Below are 20,948 nucleotides of genomic sequence, written 5' to 3'. Positions count from 1 at the left end.
GGTGGTGACGTGGCGTCGCTGACGGATGATGCGATCGCACGCATCCAGCAGATGATCGTGAGCGGCGAGCTCCAACCCGGGCAGCGCCTCCCGCCCGAGAAGGAGCTCAGCGAGTCCCTCGGGCTGTCGCGGAACAGCCTCCGCGAAGCGGTGAAGGCCCTCGAACTCATCCGCGTGCTCGACGTCCGGCGCGGCGACGGCACGTACGTGACGTCGCTCGAGCCGACCGTCCTGCTCGAGGCGGTGTCGTTCGTCGTCGACATGCACCACGACCGGTCGCTCGTGGACCTGCTCGAGGTCCGGCGGATCCTCGAGCCCGCGTCCGCCGTCCTCGCGACCGCCCGCGCCTCGGAGCAGCAGATCGACGACCTGCACGCGCTCATGCAGTCCGTCGGCGAGGACACCGGCGTCGAGGACCTCGTCGCCCACGACCTGCAGTTCCACTCGACGATCGCGGGCATCGGCGGCAACCAGTACCTGTCCGGCCTGCTCGACGCCCTGTCGAGCAAGACCGTCCGGGTGCGGGTCTGGCGCGGCCTGACGCAGAACGGCTCCGTGCAGCGCACGCTCGACGAGCACGCGGCGATCGTGGACGCCATCCGCCGCCGCGACCCGCAGCTCGTGCAGGCGCTCGTCGTGGCGCACGTGGAGGGTGTGGAGCGCTGGCTGCGGCGCTCGCTCGACTGAACCCGGCAGTCCTCCCAGGCAGGTGCGAGTTGGGTCGGTTGTCGGCCCTGACTCCGGCAACCATGCCGCGGCAACCGCACCCACGAGGAGGAAACCGTGATCGGTCTCATCATCAGCTTGATCATCATCGGACTCATCGCCGGCGCCCTCGCGCGGCTCATCATCCCCGGCAAGCAGCACATCTCGATCCCCATGACCATCCTGCTCGGCATCATCGGGTCGTTCGTGGGCGGGTTCCTCGGGTTCCTGATCTTCCAGCACGACCCGATGGACGGCTTCTTCCAGCCCGCCGGCATCATCGGCTCGATCATCGGCGCCGTCATCGTGCTGTTCATCTACACGCGGTTCGCCGGCCGGAGCGCCCGCACCCGCTAGTCGGACGTGGCCGGGCACGACCCGGCGCACAACCGAAGTCACCCCGAACCGCGCATCCGCGTGGTTCGGGGTGACTTTCGTTGTGCGCACGCTATCCGCGCCGGGGCGCCCGACTGCCGCGCGCCGCGCCGCCCGCGTCAGGCGGCGAGCAGGCGCGCGGTGCGCAGGTCGTCCCAGAGTGCCTCGGGCACCGTCGCGGCCGCCCGAGCGACGTTCGAGCGCACCTGCTCCGCCGACTGCGCACCGAGGGCGATCGCCCGGACCGCAGCCGCCCGGCGCGGGAACACGAGCGCGGCCTCCGGCAGCGTGACGCCGTGCCGTTCGCACACGTCGGCGATCGCGTTCGCCCGTTCGACGAGCGACGCCGGCGCCACCGCGTAGTCGTACGTCGCCGAGGCGTCCGGCCGGTCCCGGCCGAGCAGCCCCGAGTTGTAGACGCCGACCGCGACCACGGCGACCCCGAGGTCCGCGCACCGTGCGACCAGCGCCGCCGCCGGCTGCTCGAGCAGCGTGTACCGCCCGGCGAGCATGACCACGTCGCACATGCCGGTGGACACCGCTGCCTCGAGGGCCTCGACGGAGTTCGACCCGACGCCGACCGCTCGGACGACCCCCTCGTCCCGGAGCTCGACGAGCGTCGGCAGCGCCTGCGTCAGCCCGTCCCGCAGTGAGTACACGTCCGGGTCGTGCAGGTAGGCGATGTCCACGTGGTCGAGCCCGAGCCGCCCGAGGGACTCGTCGAGGGACCGCCGCACGCCCGACGGGGAGGGATCCCACTGCCGGACCAGGTCGTCCGGCACCGCGAACCCGCCGGAGTCCAGGTCGTCCCCCGCGCCCCGCCCGGGCACGAGCAGGCGTCCGACCTTCGTCGACACCAGGTAGTCGGACCGCGGCCGCTCGGCGAGTGCCGCTCCGAGCCGTCGCTCGGACAGCCCGAGCCCGTAGTGCGGCGCGGTGTCGAACCCGCGGACCCCGGCCTCCCACGCGGCGTCGACCGTGGCCCGCGCCTCGTCGTCGGACACCTCGCGCAGCAGGTTGCCGATCCCCGCACCACCGAACCAGAACGGTCCGCGGTCGAGGTCCGGGGCCGTCACGCGTCCACCTGGTCCGCGAGCGACCACACCCGGGGGATGCCGTCGTCGCCGCCGGAGTAGTCGTCGTCCGCCTCGAGCAACGGGTTCACCACGGCCTGCCAGTCGGCGTTCACGGGGTCGTCGGCGAGCGCCCTCCGCATCGCCCGGTAGTCGTCGACCTCGACGAGGTGCACGAGGTCCTGCCCGTCCCGCCAGATCGTCCAGTCCTGCACGCCGGCCGCGCGGAGCCGTGCCGCCAGCGCGGGCGGGACCGCGGCGTGCACGCGTTCGTACGCCGCCTCGCTCCCCGCCCGCAGCCGGGTCCTCGTCAGGATGCGCTGCATCAGTCGCGCAGGAAGAGCTCGACCACGGGCACCGCCACGTCCGGCCGGACGATCGGCAGTGTGAGCGTCAGCGTCCCCGCGGGCTGTCCACCGAGGCCGGTGTTCTGCGCCCGGGTGCCGGGCGCGATCTCGCGGTAGTGGATCTCCGACGCGTCGTTCAGGAGCTGGGCGTACTCGACCCGGCCGGCGAGGTCGGCGAGGTGCACGTGCTCGAACGGCCACGTGAAGAGGTGCAGGTACAGCCGGTTCCCGTTCTGGGTGTACACGGTGCCCGCCGGCGCCCGGAACGACGACGGTCCCGCGCCGTACACCGACCGCGCGTGCTGGTGCATCCACGTGCCGATCCCGGCGAGCGCCGTCCGGGCGACCCCGTCGAACTCGCCACGACCGGTCGGCCCGACGTTGAGGAGCATGTTCCCGTTGTTCGAGACCCCGTCGACGAGCATGCGCACGAGCAGGTCGGTGCTCTTGACGTTCAGGTTGTCGCGGTCGTACCCCCACGAGCCGTTGAGGGTCTGGCAGGCCTCCCACGGCACCTGGACGCCGTCGACCTCCATCGGCTTGTCCGGCTGGTACTGCTCCGGCGTGACGATGTCCCCGGGCAGGTCGAGCCGGTCGTTGACGATGATGCCGGGCTGGAGCCGCCTGGTCAGCGCCAACAGCTCCTCGGAGCCCCAGTCGTCGCGGCCCTTGCCGCCCCAGATGTCCTCGTGGTCGTTGTCGCGGTACGAGAAGTCGTAGAACAGGTAGTCGATCCGCCCGTAGTCGGACAACAGCTCCGTCACCTGCCCGTGCAGGTAGTCCCGGTAGCGCGCCATGTCCCGGCCCTCGTTCAACGCGGCGATCGCCTCGTCGCCGTCGTCCCGCCTCGGGTGCACGCCGTCGATCGTGAAGTCCGGGTGGTGCCAGTCGATGAGCGAGTGGTAGAACCCGACCCGCAGTCCCTCGGCGCGGACGGCGTCGACGAACTCGCGCACGATGTCGCGGCCGAACGGGGTGTTCGTGGACTTGTAGTCGGTCAGTGCGCTGTCCCAGAGCGCGAAGCCCTCGTGGTGCTTCGTGGTGAGGACGACGTACTTCATGCCCGCTTCACGTGCTCGTCGCGCCCAGTCGGCGGCGTCGAACAGGTCCGGGTCGAAGTGGTCGAAGTACTTCTGGTAGTCGGCGTCGGTGATCCGCTCGCGGTTCTTCACCCACTCGTGCCGTGCCGGCAGGGCGTAGAGCCCCCAGTGGATGAACATGCCGAACCGGTCGTGGGTGAACCACGCGGGCAGCCCGGAGGGATCGGTCGCGGTCTGCGGCTCTGCAGGTGCGGTGATGGTCATGTGGCCAGTGTTCCTTTCACGAGTACAGCACGTCACCGGCCGCCGAGGCCGCTGGTGACGATGCCCTTGACGAGGTGCTTCTGCAGCAGGACGAGGAGGATCACGGTGGGGAGCATCGAGATCACCGAGGCCGCCATCACGAGGTTCCACTCGGACCCCTGCTGCCCGAAGAACTGCTGCAGGCCGAGCGGGATCGTGCCGTGGGCTTCGACGTCGTTGACCACGACGAGCGGCCAGAGGAACGAGTTCCAGTAGGAGATGAACGAGAAGACCGCGAGCACGGCCATCGTCGGCCGGGCGAGCGGCAGCATCACCGAGACGAAGGTCCGGATGGCGCCGGCGCCGTCGACGCGTGCTGCGTCGTCGAGCTCCTGCGGCACGGTGAGGAAGAACTGCCGGATCAGGAACGCGCCGAGCGCCGTGAACGCCCACGGGACGATGAGCGCCTGGAAGGTGTCCACCCACCCGAAGCCCTGCATCATCACGTACATCGGGATGACGAGGACGTCCTGCGGGATCATCAGCGTCACCAGGAAGAGCAGGAACACGGTGTTCCGTCCCCGCCAGCGCAGCCGCGAGAACGCGTACCCGGAGAGCACGGCCACGACGACGTTGATCACGGTGCCGGCGGCCGCCACGAAGATCCCGTTCAGGATGAAGCGGGCGAACGGCAGGTAGGTGAACGCCTGGACGTAGTTGTCCCACTCGAGCGAGCGTCCCCAGAGCGTCGGCGGCGTGGTGAACACCTGGTCCGCCGGCTTGAGGCTCGTCGCCACCATGTAGATGAGCGGCGAGACGAAGAGCAGCGCGACGAGGCAGAGGAGCGCGTAGCCGATCGCGTGCCGGAGCCGTCCGGGCCGGGGTGCCGAGGCGGTCCGGGGCACGGACCGCGGGTTGACCGTGCGGTTCGACGTCGTGAACCCGCTCGTGCGGGGCTTGGTCAGCTCACTCATAGTGCACCCACCGCTTCTGCCCGAGGAACTGGACGGCCGTGATCCCGAGGATGATGACGAACAGCACCCAGGCACCGGCGGAGGCCAGCCCGAGCTGCTGGTTCTGGAAGCCCGTGTTGTAGATGTACTGCACGAGGGTCTCCGTCGCCGTGCCCGGTCCGCCCTTGGTGAGGACGAAGGGCTGCACGAACACCTGGAACGAGGTGATCAGCGTCATCATCGTGGCGAAGAACACCGACGGTGAGATGAGCGGGAACTTGATCGCCCAGAACGTCTGCCACGCGTTCGCGCCGTCGAGCTGCGACGCCTCGATCTGGTTCTCGGGCACGGCGTCGAGCGCCGCCGAGAAGATGAGCATGTTGTACCCGAAGCCCTGCCAGACGCTCATCGCGACGATCGCGAGCATCGCCCAGTGCTCGTCGGCGAGGAAGTTCGGCGCGTGCACGCCGACCGTCGACTGCAGGGAGGCGTCGATCGCGCCACCCGGCTGGTAGAGCATCCGCCACACCACGACGTTCGCGACGATCGGCGTGATGGTCGGGATGAAGAACAGCACGCGGAAGACGTGTCGACCGGCGATCCGCGGCGTCAGCCAGGCGGCGAGCCCGAGCGACACGACGAGGTTGAGCGGCACGTACAGCACGACGAACAGGGCCGTGTTGAGCGTCACCGTCCGGAACACCGGGTCGGCGAAGAGCCTGGCGTAGTTCTCGATGCCGGCGAAGCTGCGCTCGCCGAGCATCGGCCAGTTCATGAAGCTGACGACGAGGGAGGCGATGATCGGGAACGCCGTGAAGACGACCAGCCCGATGGAGTGCGGCGCGGCGAAGGCGGCGCCCCACCACGAGCGTCGACCGACGACGCCGTCGGCGTCACCGCCCTTGGGGCGGGGCGTGGCCGTGCCCGTCGCGACCGCGGTCGCGACGGCGGGGACCGCCGGTGGATCCTGGATGGTGGTCATGCGACGACCTCCTCGTCGTTCGCGGGTGCTTGCTGTCGGGGTGGCGGACTGGAGGCGCGGGGCGGGGTCGACCCGCGCCTCCAGTCCGTCAGTCGGTCGCGTCGGTCACTGCGTGCCGAGCTGGCCGGCGATCGAGGACACCGTGTCCTTGCCGGACGTCTGTCCGTTGACCGCCTGGAGCGCGTACTGCGTGAAGAGCTGGCCCAGCTGGTCGCTCTGCTTGTTGCCCGGGAGCGGCGAGGACTTGGCGAGGGCCGCCTTGAGCGCGGTCTCGGCCCCGTCGATGCCGGCGCTGGAGTACCACGCGTCCTGCGCCGCGGTCCGGGCCGGGAAGGCACGCCCCTGCTCGGCGAGGGACGTCAGGACCTTCTCGCTCGTCATCGTCTGGACGGCCTTGAACGCCTGCTCCGGGTACTTGCACTGCTTCGAGACGCCGAAGCCAGAACCGGCGGCGAACGTCGACGGGCCCGAGGTCCCGGCCGGCAGCGTCGTGACACCGAGGTCGAACTTCACCTTGGCCTTCTGGCTGATCAGCGACCACGGACCGTCCGTGTACATCGCGACCTTGCCGGCGGCGAAGTCGTTGCCGGGCGTCGAGGTGTCCGACGAGGCCTGGGTCGCGTAGCCCTTCTTCACCAGGCTCGCGAGCCAGTCCAGACCGTCCGCGAACTTCGTGTCGGTGGCATCGATCTTGCCGGCCTTCGTGATCACCCGGCCGCCGTTGTAGCCGTAGATCATCGACTCGAGGTTGAGGTCGCCCACGGTCGAGCCGAACTCGGTGATGCCCTTCGCCTTGAGCGCCTCGCCGGCCTGCTCGAAGTCGTCGGTGGTCCACCCGGGCTCGGGGTCTGCCACGCCGGCCTGCTTGAAGAGGTCCTTGTTGTAGAACATCAGGATGGGCCCGGTGTCGTACGGCAGACCGTAGAGCTTGCCGTCGACCTTCATGCCGTCGAGCGCCGTGCTGTCGTACGCCGACAGGTCGAGGCCGTCTTTCTTCGCGAGGTCGTCGAGCGACAGGAGCGACGAGGTGTAGTTCGCCGCGCGGAGCGACTGCATGCTCACGATGCACTGGGCGCTGCCGGCGCTGAGCTGCGTGCTGAGCTTCGTGAAGTAGTTCTCGAACGGGGCGCCCTGGATCGTCAGGGTGATGCCGTCCTCGCTCTTGACGGTGTCGGCGACCTTCTGCCAGGCGGCCTTGTCCTCCTTCCCGGCGATCCACATGGACCAGGTCATGGCGTCCTTGGACTGGCTGCCGCCGGCACTGCTGCCGGAGGAACAACCAGCGAGGACGAGCGCGGTGGCGGCGGCTGCCGCCAGCCCCGCGACGATTCGGCGTCGGTGCATCGGAGTCTCCACTTCGTCGTGGTGATCAGGGTGGGGGGGTCGGTTCGGGAGGAACGTGGTGCGGGTCAGGGGCGTCGGACGTCGCGATCGGGGTGCGTCAGGCGACGCGGACGGGGTCGGGGTGCGTCAGGCGACGCGGACGGGGTCGGGGTGCGTCAGGCGACGCGGACGGCGTCCGGGACGCTCGCGACGACGGCGGCCCAGACCGGGCCGTCGGGGAACGCGTGGTCCTCGAGCGTGGCGGCGTGCATCTCGGTGCCCGCGCCGGGAGCGGTGGGCGGCCAGTAGCGGCCGTCGTGCACGTCGACCGGTGTCACGAAGTGCTCGTGCAGGTGGTCGACGAACTCGATGCAGCGGGTGTCGAGGTCGCCGGTGAGCGCGACGGCGTCGAACATCGAGAGGTGCTGCACCGCCTCGCACAGACCGACCCCGCCAGCGTGCGGGCAGACGCGGACGCCGTACTTGGCGGCGAGGAGCAGGATCGCGAGGTTCTCGTTCACCCCGGCGACCCGCGTGGCGTCGATCTGGAGCACCGACATCGCGTCCGCCTGGATGAGCTGCTTCGCGATCACGCGGTTCGCCATGTGCTCCCCCGTCGCCACCGGGATCGGTGCGATGCGGCGGGCGATCTCGGCGTGTCCGAGGACGTCGTCGGGGCTCGTGGGTTCCTCGACCCACGCGATGTCGAACGGGCGGAGCCGCTCGATCCACGTGACCGCCTCGTCGACGTCCCAGCGCTGGTTGGCGTCGATCGCGATCCGGATGTCCGGACCGACCGTGGCGCGGGCGATCCCGAGACGTCGGACGTCCTCGTCGATGTCCCCGCCGACCTTGAGCTTGATCTGGGTGAAGCCCTCGTCGACGGCCTCGCGGCAGAGGCGGGCGAGCTTCTCGTCGTCGTAGCCGAGCCAGCCGGGGGTGGTGGTGTACGCGGGGTAGCCCTCGTGCTCGAGGCGGCGTCGGCGCTCGGCACGGAGCGGCACAGCGGCCTCGAACAGCTCCCGTGCGTCGGCCGGGGTGATGGCGTCGGAGAGGTACCGGAAGTCCACCAGGTCGACGAGCTCGTCCGGGCTGAGGTCGGCGAGCAGCGCCCAGAGCGGCTGCCCGGCACGCTTCGCCCGGAGGTCCCAGAGGGCGTTCACCACGGCGCCGATCGCCATGTGCATCACGCCCTTCTCGGGCCCGAGCCACCGGAGCTGCGAGTCGTGGACGAGCGTGCGCCACGTCCCGCCCATGTCCGCCAAGACCGACTCGGCGTCCGCGCCGACGACGTGCTCGCGGAGGGCGGCGATCGCCGCTTCCTGCACCTCGTTGCCGCGGCCGATCGTGAAGACGAAGGCGGTGCCGACGTGCCCGTCCAGGGCGTCGGTCGCGATCTCGACGTAGGCGGCGGAGTAGTCGGGCGCCGGGTTCATGGCGTCGGATCCATCGTGGTCCCGGGAGGTCGGGAACCGGACGTCGCGGACGCGCAGACCGGTGATGCGGCTCATCGTGTCTCCTACCCGTTCGGTCTCCGTCGACCGAACGGACTCATCGAAACATCCGATGTCTCTGCTGTCAAGGTCCAATTTCTGGATGTTTCAGCCACGATGCGCGGTGAGTGATCGGATGACAGCACGCGACGGCAGGCAGACAGACAGGAGGCGCGGTGCGGGTCGGACCCGCGCCGTCCCTCCGGGCACGGCCGCCACGCCGCTGGCGCGTCGCGCCGGAACCGGCCGGTGGGGCCCACCTCCTGGACGTGGTCGCGCTGCTCAGACGGCGGCGAGCCGCCCCATCTCCGCGACCACGCCGCGGAGCCGGTCCGCCAGCTCGTCGCGGGACGCGACCGAGAACCGGTGCGCGACCTCGATGACGGCGGCCATGACGAGCGTGACGGCGGTCCGCGCCGCCTCGGCGTCGGTGCGTTCGGCGGCGACCTCGACGATCGCCGACCGGGCCTCGGCCATCCACTGCAGCATCGTCGGGACCATCTCGGGCCGCGCCTGCACGAGCGACTTCATCCGGCGGCGGTCCTCGGGCAGGGTCACGGTCTGCGCGACGAGATCGCAGAGGTCGGACACGAGCGTGCCCGCACCGGCGAGGAAGGTCGCGCGGGCAGGGTCCGGGACGGTGGTCGCGGGGAGGCCGAGGGCGGCGTTGCCCTTGGACGGGAAGTAGTTGAAGAACGTGCGGGGCGAGACGCCGGCGGCGGCGCAGATCTCCTCGACCGTGACGCCGGCGAGCCCGCGATCGGTGACGAGCTCGAGCGCGGACCGGTGGATGGCGGCCCGGGTCTGCTGCTTCTTGCGCTCCCGCAGGCCGCTGTCGCCGGGGGCGGGGGCTTCGGTGGTGGTCACGTGGTGGCTCCTCGGACGGACGACGGGGCCTCCCGCGGTGGCGGGAGGCCCCGTGCGGCCTAGCGGTCCGACGCGCCCCGCTGGACGGGGATCGAACCGGTGACGGGAGCGGTCGGCGAGCCCATGGTGTCGGCGGCCTTGACCGCCTGGACCTCGAGGTCGTCAGCCGTGCCCTCGTTGTCCGCCTGCTCCTGCAGGGCCGAGCTCTTGCGGAGCGGCGGCGCCTTGAAGAACCAGCTCAGGACGAAGGCGAGCAGGATGACCGCGAAGCCGACCCAGTAGACCGTGACGGCCGACGAGTTGAACCCGGTCATGAAGGGCCTGGTGAGCGCGGCGTCCGCACCGTTCAGGTAGGACGTGTCGCTCGTCTCGCTGCTCGACGCGCCCTTGTCGCTCGTGCCCTTGTCGATCTGCTTCGACAGCGCCGGGGCGAGGTCGTCCACCCAGTACGTGCGCTGGGCCGAGTCGGACCAGTCGACGACGAGCTTGCCGTCCTGCACGGACGCGTGGGCCTTGTCGGCGGCGGCGGAGAGTGCCTGCTGCTGCACGGCCTCGGGAGCGCCGGCCGTGGCCTGGGTCACCTGCGCGGTGGCCTGGTCGAGTCCGGACTGGACCTGCTGCTTGATCGGGGTGACGATCGGGTTCCAGATCTGGTCCATGACGCCCTGGTTCGCCTCGGCGCTGGCGACCGTCGGGTTGAGCGCGGCGTCGAGTGCACCGGTCAGGTTCTTCTGGTCGGCCGTCGCGTGCAGGATGTTCGCCGGCATGATCGAGAACAGGACGCTCAGGAGCACCGCGGTGCCGAGCGTTCCACCGATCTGGCGGAAGAACGTCGCCGAGCTGGTCGCCACACCCATGTCACGCGGCTGCACGGAGTTCTGCGAGGCGAGGGTGATGCTCTGCATGAGCTGACCGAGGCCGAGCCCGATGAGGAACATGCCGATCATCAGGAACCAGAGCGGCTTGTCGATGGTCATGAACGTCAGGACGACGTAGCCGAGCGAGACGAGCGCGGTGCCGATCACCGGGAAGATCCGGTACTTGCCGGTGCGGGCGACGATCTGGCCGGAGGCGATCGAGGCGATCATGAGCCCACCGATCATCGGCAGGGTCGCGAAGCCGGACTCGGTCGGGGTGAGACCCGTGACGATCTGCAGGTACAGCGGGATGGTCAGCATGGCGCCGAACATCGCGAAGCCCACGAGGAAGCCGAGGATCGTGGCCATCGAGAAGACGCCCGAGCGGAAGAGCTTCAGCGGGATGATCGCGTCGTCCTTCATGAGCGTCTCGATGACGAGGAAGGCGACCAGGCCGAGGGCACCGATGACGTAGCAGGCGATCGCGGCGGCCGAGCCCCAGCCCCAGGTGCGGCCCTGTTCGGCCACGAGCAGGAGCGGGACGAGGGTCACGATGACGGCGGTCGCGCCCCACCAGTCGATCCGCGGCTTCGCCTTGGCGTCGCCGAACTTCGGCAGGTGCAGGAACGCGATGACCATGAGGAGTGCCGCGATGCCGATCGGGACGTTGATCAGGAAGACCCAGCGCCAGCCGGTGACGCCGAGGATGGTCGACGCGCCGGAGAAGAGCCCGCCGATGAGCGGACCGATGACCGAGGAGATGCCGAAGACGGCCAGGAAGTACCCCTGGTACTTCGCGCGCTCGCGGGGAGCGAGGATGTCGCCCATGATCGCGAGCGGCAGGGACATCAGCGCACCGGCACCGATGCCCTGGAAGGCACGGAACGCGGCGAGCATGATCATCGACGTCGACATGGTCGAGAGCAGCGAGCCGATGATGAAGACCGCGATGCCGAAGATGTAGAGGGGACGACGGCCGAAGACGTCGGAGAGCTTGCCGTAGATCGGCGTGGTGATCGTCGACGCGATCAGGTAGGCCGTGGTGACCCAGGCCTGCTGGTCGAGACCGTGCAGGTCGTCGCCGATGGTGCGGATGGCCGTGCCGACGATCGTCTGGTCGAGCGACGAGAGGAACATGCCGGCCATGAGGCCGTAGATGACGAGGAGGATCTGGCGGTGCGACATGATCGGCTTCCCCGGCTGGCCGGCCGGGGAGCTCTGTCGTCCGCGCGACACCTCGACGGGTGCGGTGGCAGTAGACATGGGGGTCCTTCAGGGGTGCGTGTGGTGGTCGTGGTCGCGAGGGACGCCGGGGCGTCGTGGCGGGCCGTTGACGGCGGGTCAACCTTGCAGACGCTGCAACTTTACACCATGAGCACCTTTGCTACATACGCAATCTTTCCCATTGTGCATGTTTGTGAACGCCTCCTCAGGTACCGTGGGCCGCATGGGGCGGACGACGTGGACCGATGTGCCGGCAGTCCTGCGGGAGCGCATCGAGACGGTGCTCGGGGGTGCGGTGGCACAGGCCGAGTCACAGGCGGGCGGGTACTCCCCCGGTGGCGCCGACCGGGTGGTCACCGCGGACGGTCGACGAGCGTTCGTGAAGACGCTCTCTCGGTCGCGGAACCCGGACGGCTTCGGGATGCACGAGCGTGAGGCCGAGGTCATGGGCCACCTGCCCGGTTCGGTGCAGGCACCTCGGCTGATCGACACCGTGCGCGGGACCGTCGACGGCGACGATTGGATCGCCCTCGTCATCGAGGACGTGGACGGACACCACCCCGGCACGGCGGGCGACGGGTCCGACGTCACCGCCGTGCTCGACGCACTCGACACGCTGCCGACCGCCACCGGGACGCTCGCACAGCTCCCGCGCGTCGCGGACGACCTCGTCGAGGACTTCGGCGCCTGGGACCGGATGGCCGCCTCAGGCGTCCCCGACGTCGTCCCGGCGCACGTGGTCGCCGCTGCGCCCGCGATGGCGCGGGCGGCACGCGGCGCCGCGGCGGCCGTCGATGGCGATTCCCTGGCGCACGTCGACTGCCGCGCCGACAACCTGCTCGTCGACGCGGACGGTGTCGTCTGGGTCATCGACTGGCCGTGGGCGGCCGTCGGCGCGCACTGGCTCGACCCGCTCACCTACCTGCTCGACGTACTGGTGCGCGGCGAGGACGCCGACGTCGAGCACCACCTCGCCACCCACCGGGTGTTCGCGGGGGTGCCGGCGTCGAGCGTGGACGCGGTCCTCGCCGGGCTCGCCGGGACGTTCTTCGAGAAGGCGTCACGCCCGGCGATCCCGCACATGCCGACGCTCCGGGACTTCCAGCGACGCGAGGGGCTGGCGGCCGCCGAGTGGCTGCTGCGACGGTGGGGAGGACTGCCGCCGGGGGAAGAGCCCACGTACCCCACTGTCCAGGAAGCGTGATCCAGTCGAGCGTACCGTCCCGCCCATGACTGACGAGCACGAAGGCCAGCGTCCGGAAGACGATGCTGCGCGGCTCGGACTCGTCGTCGTCGGCGAGGCAGCAGCACTGCACTCGGGCGACGAGGCGGCCCTGGACGCGAGCGAGCAGAACATCCGCGACACCATCGACGAGATGATCGACGAACCGTTGACCGAACGGCAGGAGCAGGTGGTCGAACGACTGGCGTCGGCCGGGGGCACGCTCACCGCGGGTCTCAGCGGTGCCCTCGCCGCGCAGACCGGCCGGAGCGTCGACGACATCCTCGAGGGAGCCGCCCGCAGCGTCGTCTGGCAGCAGCGCCTGGCGGACCAGCGCCGGGACGGACACGACGGCGCCGGTGAGCGCGAGGACGCCGGCGGGCAGCAGCGCGACCGCCGCGACGACGACGGGCGCGACGAGGACTGACCCCCGCCGCGCCCGCGCCGGACGACGGTTCGGCTACTCGGCCGCCGCGGACTCCTGCTCACGCACGACGGCGCGGGCTGCGGCCTGCCCCGTCGTGGTGCTCTTGACGATGTCGCTCAGCGTGAAGCCGGCCGTCGTCCCGAGCAGGGCGTCGACTTCGCTGAACTGACTGACCACGCTCTTCGAGAGCGCTCCGGCGCCGTCGGAGGACACGACGGTCAGCTTGTCGATGTTGCCCATCGGGGCCGCGAGCTCGCGGGCGATGCTCGGCAGCGTCTCGATCGCCTTCACCCGGAGGACGGCCTCGGAGTGCTGGGCGAGTGCGTCCGCCTGTGCCTTCGTGGCGTCGGCCTCGGCCTGGCCCTTGGCGCGGATCGCGTCGGCGGCGGCTTCACCCTCGGCGCGGGAGGCGTCGGCCGCGAGCTTGCGCGCCTCGGACTCGGCCTGGGCCTCGGCGGCGATTGCCTCGGCCGAGATGCGTCGGGCCTCTGCCTGGGCACGGGCGGTCTCGACCTGGGCAGCGGCGGCCGCCTCGGCCTCGACGCGGGTCTTGCGCGCCTGCGCCTCGGCCACCGCGGACACCTCGGACTCGAGCTCGGCACGGCGGAGTTCGGCACGCTTCTGCGCGGTCAGCTGCTCCTGCTCGACGACGCCCTGCGCCGCGCGGGCCTGGGCGAGCGGGCCGGCGGCGGCGGCTTCGGCGGAGGCACGGTCGGCGTCGAGCTGCAGCGCGGCCCGACGGATCGCGAGGGTGTTCTCCGCCTCGGCGATGGCCTGGTCGGCCGTGGCACGGGCTTCACGCGCTTCGCGGTCGGCCTGGGCCTCGGCGTTCTCGGCCTCGAGCCGGACCCGCGCGCGCTCGGCACGTCCGAGGTCACTGATGTAGTCGTTGCGGTCGGAGATGCCCTTGATCTCGAACGAGTCGACGTCGAGTCCCTGGCTGTGCAGGGCGTCCTTCGCGACGTCGAGCACGGCGACGGTGAGCTGGTCGCGGTTGCGGATGATGGTCGACACGTCGGTCGCACCGATCGAGGCACGGAGGGAACCGGACAGGACCTCGCGCGCGAAGTCGTCGATCTTCTTCTCCTGGCCGAGGAACCGCTGCGCGGCGGCCCGGATCGACGCGTCGGCCTCGCCCACCTTGACGAGCGCCACGGCCTCGACGTCGATGGTCACGCCGCGGGAGTCCTGCGCGTTCACGTTGATGTCGATCGCGCGCGAGCTCAGCGAGATCTTGGCGACGCGCTCGAAGAACGGCCGGACCAGGACACCGGCGCCGAGGACGACCTTGATCCCGGACTCGACCGTCTCGGTGCCGTCGGGGTTCTTCACCTTGCGGGAGCGCTTGCCGGTGATGATGAGCGCTTCGTCGGCGCCGGCGTTGCGGTAGACGAGCTTCGCGTAGATCAGCACGATGACCGCCAGGACGACGACCCCCACGACGATCAGCGGGACGGCTCCGAGCGCGAACAGGACTTCCATGACTCCCCCTCGTGGAACAGGCCGCAGCCTGGATTCCGCATCTGTTGTTCCGTTGGCTCCCATCGTAGGAGAACGCACGGACAGACAGGAGGCGCGGTGCGGGACGGACCCGCACCGCGCCTCCTGGACGGGGTCGCGTCAGCGCCTACGCGCCCGCACGCCACCAGTCGTCGAAGGGCGTCGCCGGGACCTGGCGCTTGTGCTCCGTCGCCCGGTAGCGCGACTCGATCGCCTCGGCGACCTCGATCGGCACGTCGTGGCCCTGCAGGTACGCGTCGATCTCGGCGTACGACAGCCCGAGGTTCGCCTCGTCCGTCTGGCCGGGCGTCTCGTCGAGCAGGTCGGCGGTGGGGGCCTTCTCGTACAGGCGGGCCGGGGCGCCGAGGTGCTCGAGCAGCTGCCGGCCCTGGCTCTTCGACAGCCCGGTGAGCGGGGTGAGGTCGACACCGCCGTCGCCGTACTTCGTGAAGAAGCCGGTCACGGCCTCGGCCGCGTGGTCGGTCCCGACGACGAGGAGCCCCCGCTGCCCGGCGACGGCGTACTGCGCGACCATCCGCATCCGGGCCTTGACGTTGCCCTTCACGAAGTCGCTCAGCTCCACCCCCGAGGCCGCGGTGTCCTGCATGACCCCGTCGACACCGTGCTCGATGTTCACGGTGATGCCCGGGTCGGCCGCGATGAACCGCAGCGCGAGCTGGGCGTCGTCCTCGTCGGCCTGCACGCGGTACGGCATGCGGACGGTGGTGAACTCGGCGGGGTGCCCCTCGGCGCGGAGCGACTCGACGGCGAGCTGGGTCAGGCGTCCGGCGAGCGTCGAGTCCTGGCCGCCGCTGATCGCGAGCAGGTAGCCCTTGGCGCCGGTGGTGAGCAGGTAGTCCCGGAGGAACCCGACGCGACGGGCGATCTCCTGCTCCGGGTCGATGGTCGGCTGGACGTTGAGGTCCGCTGCGATGGCGGCTTGGAGTTCACGCACCACCCCAGTATCCCGCTGCATCCGCCGCGTGCACAGGGTTCAGTGGACGCGATCCGCGCCGACCGGACGGATGGTGTTGTCGTGGTCGGCCCCGATCGCGCAGGTGCAGACGACGCCGATGGTCTCCTGCGCCCGGGTGAGGACGAAGCGTTCGACGTGCGGGGGCCCGACGTGGCGGTCGAGCGGGTGGGTGTCGTGGTCGTGCACGGTGGTCCTCACGTCGCGGTCGGAAGCGGTCGGAAGCGGTCGGAAGCGGTCGGAAGCGGTCGGAAGCGGTCGGAAGCGGTGGATCGAGTCGGCCGGCCGGGAGGGGCCGGCGGCGGGACGAGGGGTGCCGGTGCGGTGGTGGCCCGAACCACCACCGCACCGGCGGGACCGCGGCGACCCGAACGCGCCGCGGACCCGGGAGACGGGCGCCGGTACCCGCCGGCGCCCGTCCGTGTCAGGCTCGACGCATGCGCCGCGCGACGAGCGTGCCGCCGCCGGCCGCGAGGAGCAGCCCGGCGAGGAGCAGCAGCGGCAGGAGCTCGGCACCGGTGTAGGCGAGGCTCCCGGCACCCGTGCCGTTGCCGACCGCACCGGCACCGGCACCGCCCGCGCCGCCGGGGCCGCCTGCGCCTCCGGGGGTCCCCGGCGTACCGGGCGTACCCGGCGTGCCCGGGTCGGTCGGGTCGACCGGTGCTGCTGCGACCGCGAAGGTCACCGCGGCGGGGTCGCTCACGAGCGTGCCGATCGTCTCGACCGCCTCGGCCTCGTGGTCACCGACGGCGACCCCGGGGAACGTGACCGTCCACGTGCCGTCCTCGCCCGCGACGGTCGACTGCGTGCCCTCGTCGTCACCGTCGAGCGTGACGTCGACGTCGGCGCCCGGCTCCGCGGTGCCCGTGACCGGCACCGAGGTGGTGTCGTCGTCCGCCGGGACCGTGTAGTCCGTCCCGTCCTCGGGCGAGGTGATGGCGATGCCCGCGAACGGGTCCGCCTGCACGGTCGCCGTCGCGAGGTCGACGGTCGCCAGGTCCGCCGCCGGCAGGAGCTGCACGCGGACGGCCCGGACCGTGGTGGCCCCGGTGTCGTCGGCGGTCGGCTCGGTGAACGCCGGGGCGGTCTGCGAGTTGATCGTGACGGAGACGAGCTGGTTCACCACGTCGAGCAGCGGGTCGAGCGCCGTGACGGTCGACGTGATGGTGGTGAGCAGGGTCTGCACGGTGTCCGCCACGAAGTCCCCGCCGAGCACGTCACCGAGGATGCCGGTCAGCGCCGGGACGATGGTCGAGCCGAGCAGCGGCTGCAGCAGCGGGTCGAGCGTGCCGAGCACCGGGCCGAGGATCCCGTCGCCGGTGACCGTGAGCGTGGCGCCGTCACCGGTGCCGAGCAGGTCCCCGACGGTGGTGTCGACCGTGAGGGTCAGCCCCGCCACGTCGGCTCCGAGCAGGTCGACGCCGGTGTCCACGACGAGCTGCACGTCGGCGACGTCCAGGGCGTTCGTGAGCGTCGTGGTGAGGAGTGCCGGCAGCTGCTCGGTCAGGATGTCCGAGATCGCGCCGGTGATCTGCGCGTTGATCGTCGCGTCGTCGAGCAGCGTGGTGTTCGCCGGCAGGTCGTTCAGCGTGTAGAGCTGCGCGAGGTCGATCGTGACCACGCCCGTGGACAGGTCGATCGTGACCGGGCCGTCGGTGAGCGGCTGCTGCGTCACGGTGGCGAGCGCACCCTGCAGGTCCACGTCGGCGGTGAGCTGGGCGGTGGTGTCGTCGAGGGTCAGGACCCCGAGCCCGAGGGTGTTCACGGCGTCGGTCACCGGGTCGAGCAGCGCCGCGGTGAGGTCGGTGGTGAGACCGTCCTCGCCGATCGCCGCGTTCACGGTGTCGTCGGTGGTGCCGAGCGTCGTGTCCAGCGACGTCACGAGCTGCTGGACGGCGGGGCTGACGAGCCGGACCTGCGCGCCGGCGACCTGGTAGTCGGTGGTGACGTCCGGAGCGCCGAACGTCCGCGTCGCCTCGGCCCGGGCGGACAGCGCGCCGAGCCCGACCGAGAGCTCGCTCACGACGCCGTCGACGTCGAGGTCGCCGAGCAGCGGGGTGAGGTTCACGGTGGCGCCGGCGCCGGGGGTGCCCGGACCGACCTGGATCGCGCCGTCCGCGCCGACGGCTCCGGCGGCCGCGACCGCCGAGGTGGTGTCCGTGCTCGCGACCTGGCCGGCGACGCCGACGTTCACGAGACCGTTCTGGCCGAGCAGTTGGATGCCCCCGGGGACGTTGATCCCGATGCTGTTCAGCACCGAGAGGTCGAGCGGGTCGGACTGCCCGGCGGTCGCCCCGCCGGGAGCGGTCGCGCCGAAGGACCCGGCGAGCGCCGCGACGCTGTCGAGGTCGACGGAGCCGCTGCCGGAGAGCAGACGGCCCTCGGCCTGGGTCGCGTCGGTCGCAGCGGCGTGTGCGGGGAGGGCTGCTCCCCCGATGATCACGGCCGCGACGGTGGCCGTGGCGCCCGCGCGGAGCGCGAAGCGTGTTGCAGTGCGTGGCATGGTGCCTCTTCCTCCAGGCGGAGGTCGTCCGCCTGCTGATCCATCCCCCGCTGGTGGGGCGGGAGATCCGACGGGCGCGCTGGTGGGGCGGCCCGGAGTCACGTGTGCGCGTCGTGCTGCGCGCGGGCGCGGCTATCCGGGGTGATCACCCCCGGCGAGGCGGGGAGCGGTGCAGGCAGCGTCCACGGACGGGCGCATCGATCGTGCGCGCATCGTTCGTCCTCGTGCCATGTCCTGATCCCCCCGGGTGGGCTCGGCTGCGTCGTCGAGCTGAGGATGAGCGGTTGGTGAGACCGCGTTTCCTGTGCAATCTACAAGGGGGGTCCCCCGTCGTGGCGATACCCCCGTTCGGGGCACGCCGTGAGCGGATCAGTTCGAGTGTTGACAGTTAGAGGTCGAACAGTTAGCGTTCTGATCATGACGCAGCAGGCACCCCGGTTCGACACGCCCCTCCAGCAGATGCGCTGGATCGGGTGGGCGCAGCGCAAGGCGGCCGAGGAATGGGTCCGCGAACGCGACCTCACCCAGGAGCAGAGCTTCGTGCTCGGGTACCTGCAGCACACGCCCGGCGCGATCCAGCGCGACATCGCCGACATCACCCGGACGAGTGCGGCCAGCGTCTCGAGTCTCCTGCAGGGACTCGAGCGCCGCGGGCTCGTCGAACGCCGGGCGGACGCCGAGAACGCCCGGACGAAACGGGTCTTCGCCACCGACGAGGGGATCGCCCTCATCGCCGGCTTCGAGGACGCCATGATCGCCCTCGACGACGTCCTGCTCGCGCCGCTCGACGCCCACGAGCGCGCCACCCTGCAGGAGCTCCTGCACAAGGTGACCGCGGAACTGCCGGAACCCACCCGGTGACCTGACCCGCGCCTCCAGGCCCGTCCAGGAGGCGCGACCCACCCCCACGCGTCGGCACCCGCCGATCGCGTCATCAGTCATGCCCTGCGGCGCCGACCGATGGTCGGCGCGCGCTCCGCCCTGCCCAGAAGGAGGCAGCCATGAGCACCACAGCACCCGACACCGCCGCGGCGAAGAACCGCTGGTACCTGTCCGCCGCACCGATCGGCCGCGCGCTCGTCCACCTGTGCGTCCCGATGGCCGCCGCGATGGTCGTCAGCGCCGTCTACAACGTCATCAACGCCGGCTTCATCGGATCGCAGCACGACACCTCGCTGCTCGCCGCGATCACGTTCGGCACCCCGCTCCTCGGCATCATCATGGCCGTCGGCGGCGTGTTCGGCGTCGGTGGCAGTGCCCTCATGTCGCGCATGCTCGGGGCCTCGGAGCACGATCCCACCAAGGCCGAGGACATCAAGCGCGTCGCCTCCTTCGCCCTCTGGGGAGCCGTCGTCACCGGTGTGGTCCTCGCCGTGCTCGGCCTGGTGTTCCTGCACCCGCTCGTCGCCGTGCTCGGAGCAGACGCCGCCGCGGTGCCCGCCACGAGCGCGTACGTCTCGGTCATGCTCGCGTTCGTGCCGGTGCTCGCCGCGTCGTTCGCCCTGGAGCAGATCGTCCGGTCCGAGGGGGCGGCACGGCAGGCCATGGTCGGGCTCGTCCTGTCGACCGTCGGCAACCTCGTGTTCGACGTGCTCTTCATCCTCGTGCTGCACTGGGGCGTCGCCGGTGCCGCACTCGCCGTCGGCCTCGGCAACGTCGTGGCGATCGGCTACTGGGTCGTCTGGCTCCAGCGGAACAGCGCGAACGTGAGCTTCGCACCGAAGTGGTTCACGCTGCGGGCGGACATCCTCAAGCCGGTGTTCGGTATCGGCTCGAGCGAACTGCTGCAGTCCGGGTTCCCCATCGTGACGACCCTCGTGCTGAACAACCTCGCGGCCGCCTACGGGGACGACCCGCTCGCGGCGATGGGCGTCGCCGTCCGCATCGCCCAGGTCCCGGAGTTCCTGGTGATGGGCGTGACCATCGGCGTGCTGCCGCTGCTCGCCTACGCCTTCGGCAAGGGCGACGCGGTTCGGCTCCGAGCCGCACTCCGCGGTGCCGCGTTCACCGTCGGGACGATCGTCCTGCTGTTCTCCGGCACGGTGTTCGTCTTCCGCGAGCAGGTCTTCACGGTCTTCTCCGGCGACCACTCGGTGCTCGCGATCGGCCTGACCATCCTCACGGCGCAGCTCGTCGCCACGATCGTGAACGGGTTCACCGGGCTGCTGACCTCGCTGTTCCAGGCCACCGGGATGGTGCTGCCGGCCATGGTGCTGTCGATGGCGCAGGGCGTGCTGTTCATCCCGATCGTGATCGTCGGGAACCTGTGGTTCGGGCTCGCCGGGATCATCTGGGCACTGACCGTGACCGAGGTGCTCGTGTTCGTCGCGGCGCTGGTGCTCTGGCTCGCGTCGCGCAGGCGGATCGCCCGCGGCCTCGCCGAGGGCTCGCCGGAGCGGGCGGACGCCACGCTCGAGGAGGCGGCGGCGGTCTGACGGGACGCCACGACGGACGGGAGGCGCGGTGCCGGCTGGCACCGCGCCTCCCGTCCGTCTGGCGCGTCAGCGGCGCGGCAGCGGTCGGTTCAGAGCTGCTCGCCGAGGAAGTCCGCGTAGGACGGCTCGTCCCACGTCGGCCCGACCGCGCGGAGCGTCTCGTCCGCGCCGCCGAGGCGCGCGGCGAGCAGGCCGGCGATGTCCTCGGGCGAGCGCATGCCGTGGCGGTGCCAGTCCTCCTGGCGACGGGCGGTCACGCGAGCACCAGCTCGACGACGGAGACGGCCAGCGGGCCGCGGGGGGTGCGGGGTGACCCGACGAACAGTTCGACGGGGTGCGAGAACGCGTGGACAGTGGCGGTCACGTCGACCAGCCCTTCGTCGGAGTGATGCGCACTCCGGATCCG

20 protein-coding genes are annotated in these 20,948 nt (G+C 71.0%); 6 read left to right on the top strand and 14 right to left on the bottom strand.

Features of this window, described 5'->3' with window-relative positions:
* Positions 1-51 precede the first annotated feature (51 nt).
* The gene (locus tag BJK06_RS10505) at positions 52-687 is read left to right on the top strand and encodes a FadR/GntR family transcriptional regulator (RefSeq protein WP_070419373.1); all 636 of its coding nucleotides are present in this window, start codon (positions 52-54) and stop codon (positions 685-687) included.
* Between the two features lie 96 nt (positions 688-783).
* The gene (locus BJK06_RS10500; RefSeq protein ID WP_070417849.1) at positions 784-1,062 is read left to right on the top strand and encodes a GlsB/YeaQ/YmgE family stress response membrane protein; all 279 of its coding nucleotides are present in this window, start codon (positions 784-786) and stop codon (positions 1,060-1,062) included.
* A gap of 137 nt (positions 1,063-1,199) precedes the next feature.
* On the opposite strand, the gene BJK06_RS10495 is transcribed toward BJK06_RS10500, so the two are convergent.
* From BJK06_RS10495 to BJK06_RS10455, 9 genes are all read right to left on the bottom strand, one after another.
* Entirely contained in the window at positions 1,200-2,156 is a 957-nt protein-coding gene (locus BJK06_RS10495) for an aldo/keto reductase (RefSeq protein ID WP_070417848.1), read from the bottom strand.
* Complete coding sequence (locus BJK06_RS10490) at positions 2,153-2,479, bottom strand: L-rhamnose mutarotase (RefSeq protein WP_070417847.1); 327 nt, start codon at positions 2,477-2,479, stop codon at positions 2,153-2,155. The genes BJK06_RS10495 and BJK06_RS10490 overlap by 4 nt, the downstream gene beginning before the upstream one ends.
* A complete protein-coding gene (locus tag BJK06_RS10485; protein WP_070417846.1) occupies positions 2,479-3,804 on the bottom strand; it encodes an alpha-L-fucosidase in 1,326 nt (441 codons plus the stop codon). Before BJK06_RS10485 ends, BJK06_RS10490 begins: the two co-directional genes overlap by 1 nt.
* Positions 3,805-3,836: 32 nt before the next feature.
* Positions 3,837-4,757: a carbohydrate ABC transporter permease gene (locus BJK06_RS10480; RefSeq protein WP_070417845.1), complete on the bottom strand. Its 921-nt coding sequence runs from the start codon at positions 4,755-4,757 to the stop codon at positions 3,837-3,839.
* Positions 4,750-5,718, bottom strand: a complete 969-nt coding sequence (locus tag BJK06_RS10475; protein WP_070417844.1) for a carbohydrate ABC transporter permease — start codon at positions 5,716-5,718, stop codon at positions 4,750-4,752. Before BJK06_RS10475 ends, BJK06_RS10480 begins: the two co-directional genes overlap by 8 nt.
* A gap of 105 nt (positions 5,719-5,823) precedes the next feature.
* Positions 5,824-7,062 carry a sugar ABC transporter substrate-binding protein gene (locus BJK06_RS10470; RefSeq protein WP_258027616.1) on the bottom strand — a complete coding sequence of 413 codons (1,239 nt, stop codon included), beginning with the start codon at positions 7,060-7,062 and terminating at the stop codon, positions 5,824-5,826.
* Positions 7,063-7,217: 155 nt separating this feature from the next.
* Positions 7,218-8,552 carry an enolase C-terminal domain-like protein gene (locus BJK06_RS10465; RefSeq protein ID WP_070417842.1) on the bottom strand — a complete coding sequence of 445 codons (1,335 nt, stop codon included), beginning with the start codon at positions 8,550-8,552 and terminating at the stop codon, positions 7,218-7,220.
* 264 nt (positions 8,553-8,816) lie between these two features.
* Positions 8,817-9,401, bottom strand: coding sequence for a TetR/AcrR family transcriptional regulator (locus tag BJK06_RS10460; protein ID WP_070417841.1), 585 nt, complete (start codon positions 9,399-9,401; stop codon positions 8,817-8,819).
* A gap of 59 nt (positions 9,402-9,460) precedes the next feature.
* Positions 9,461-11,521: an MDR family MFS transporter gene (locus BJK06_RS10455; RefSeq protein ID WP_070417840.1), complete on the bottom strand. Its 2,061-nt coding sequence runs from the start codon at positions 11,519-11,521 to the stop codon at positions 9,461-9,463.
* 184 nt (positions 11,522-11,705) lie between these two features.
* Between BJK06_RS10455 and BJK06_RS10450 the strand changes: the two genes are divergently transcribed.
* Positions 11,706-12,686 (top strand): phosphotransferase, encoded by a 981-nt coding sequence (locus tag BJK06_RS10450; protein WP_083295184.1) that lies wholly within the window; start codon positions 11,706-11,708, stop codon positions 12,684-12,686.
* A 25-nt stretch (positions 12,687-12,711) separates the two neighbouring features.
* A complete protein-coding gene (locus BJK06_RS10445; protein WP_070417838.1) occupies positions 12,712-13,131 on the top strand; it encodes a hypothetical protein in 420 nt (139 codons plus the stop codon).
* 33 nt (positions 13,132-13,164) lie between these two features.
* Here the strand turns inward: BJK06_RS10445 and BJK06_RS10440 are convergent, their stop codons facing one another.
* From BJK06_RS10440 to BJK06_RS10425, 4 genes are all read right to left on the bottom strand, one after another.
* Positions 13,165-14,613, bottom strand: coding sequence for a flotillin family protein (locus BJK06_RS10440; protein ID WP_070417837.1), 1,449 nt, complete (start codon positions 14,611-14,613; stop codon positions 13,165-13,167).
* Between the two features lie 145 nt (positions 14,614-14,758).
* A complete protein-coding gene (gene nadE / locus BJK06_RS10435) occupies positions 14,759-15,586 on the bottom strand; it encodes an ammonia-dependent NAD(+) synthetase (protein WP_308447477.1) in 828 nt (275 codons plus the stop codon).
* Between the two features lie 39 nt (positions 15,587-15,625).
* Positions 15,626-15,805 carry a hypothetical protein gene (locus tag BJK06_RS10430; protein WP_070417835.1) on the bottom strand — a complete coding sequence of 60 codons (180 nt, stop codon included), beginning with the start codon at positions 15,803-15,805 and terminating at the stop codon, positions 15,626-15,628.
* A gap of 223 nt (positions 15,806-16,028) precedes the next feature.
* Positions 16,029-18,107, bottom strand: coding sequence for a choice-of-anchor G family protein (locus tag BJK06_RS10425; protein ID WP_156794832.1), 2,079 nt, complete (start codon positions 18,105-18,107; stop codon positions 16,029-16,031).
* A gap of 417 nt (positions 18,108-18,524) precedes the next feature.
* Between BJK06_RS10425 and BJK06_RS10420 the strand changes: the two genes are divergently transcribed.
* Positions 18,525-18,968: a MarR family winged helix-turn-helix transcriptional regulator gene (locus tag BJK06_RS10420; protein ID WP_070417833.1), complete on the top strand. Its 444-nt coding sequence runs from the start codon at positions 18,525-18,527 to the stop codon at positions 18,966-18,968.
* A 140-nt stretch (positions 18,969-19,108) separates the two neighbouring features.
* Positions 19,109-20,542 carry an MATE family efflux transporter gene (locus tag BJK06_RS10415; RefSeq protein ID WP_070417832.1) on the top strand — a complete coding sequence of 478 codons (1,434 nt, stop codon included), beginning with the start codon at positions 19,109-19,111 and terminating at the stop codon, positions 20,540-20,542.
* Between the two features lie 89 nt (positions 20,543-20,631).
* Here the strand turns inward: BJK06_RS10415 and BJK06_RS18600 are convergent, their stop codons facing one another.
* Complete coding sequence (locus tag BJK06_RS18600; RefSeq protein WP_156794831.1) at positions 20,632-20,799, bottom strand: hypothetical protein; 168 nt, start codon at positions 20,797-20,799, stop codon at positions 20,632-20,634.
* Positions 20,800-20,948: the final 149 nt, after the last annotated feature.

It is taken from the genome of Curtobacterium sp. BH-2-1-1, from assembly GCF_001806325.1.
GTDB lineage: Bacteria > Actinomycetota > Actinomycetes > Actinomycetales > Microbacteriaceae > Curtobacterium.
The sequence above is the reverse complement of the archived record's forward strand: the minus strand, read 5'-3'. Positions and strand labels throughout refer to the sequence as shown.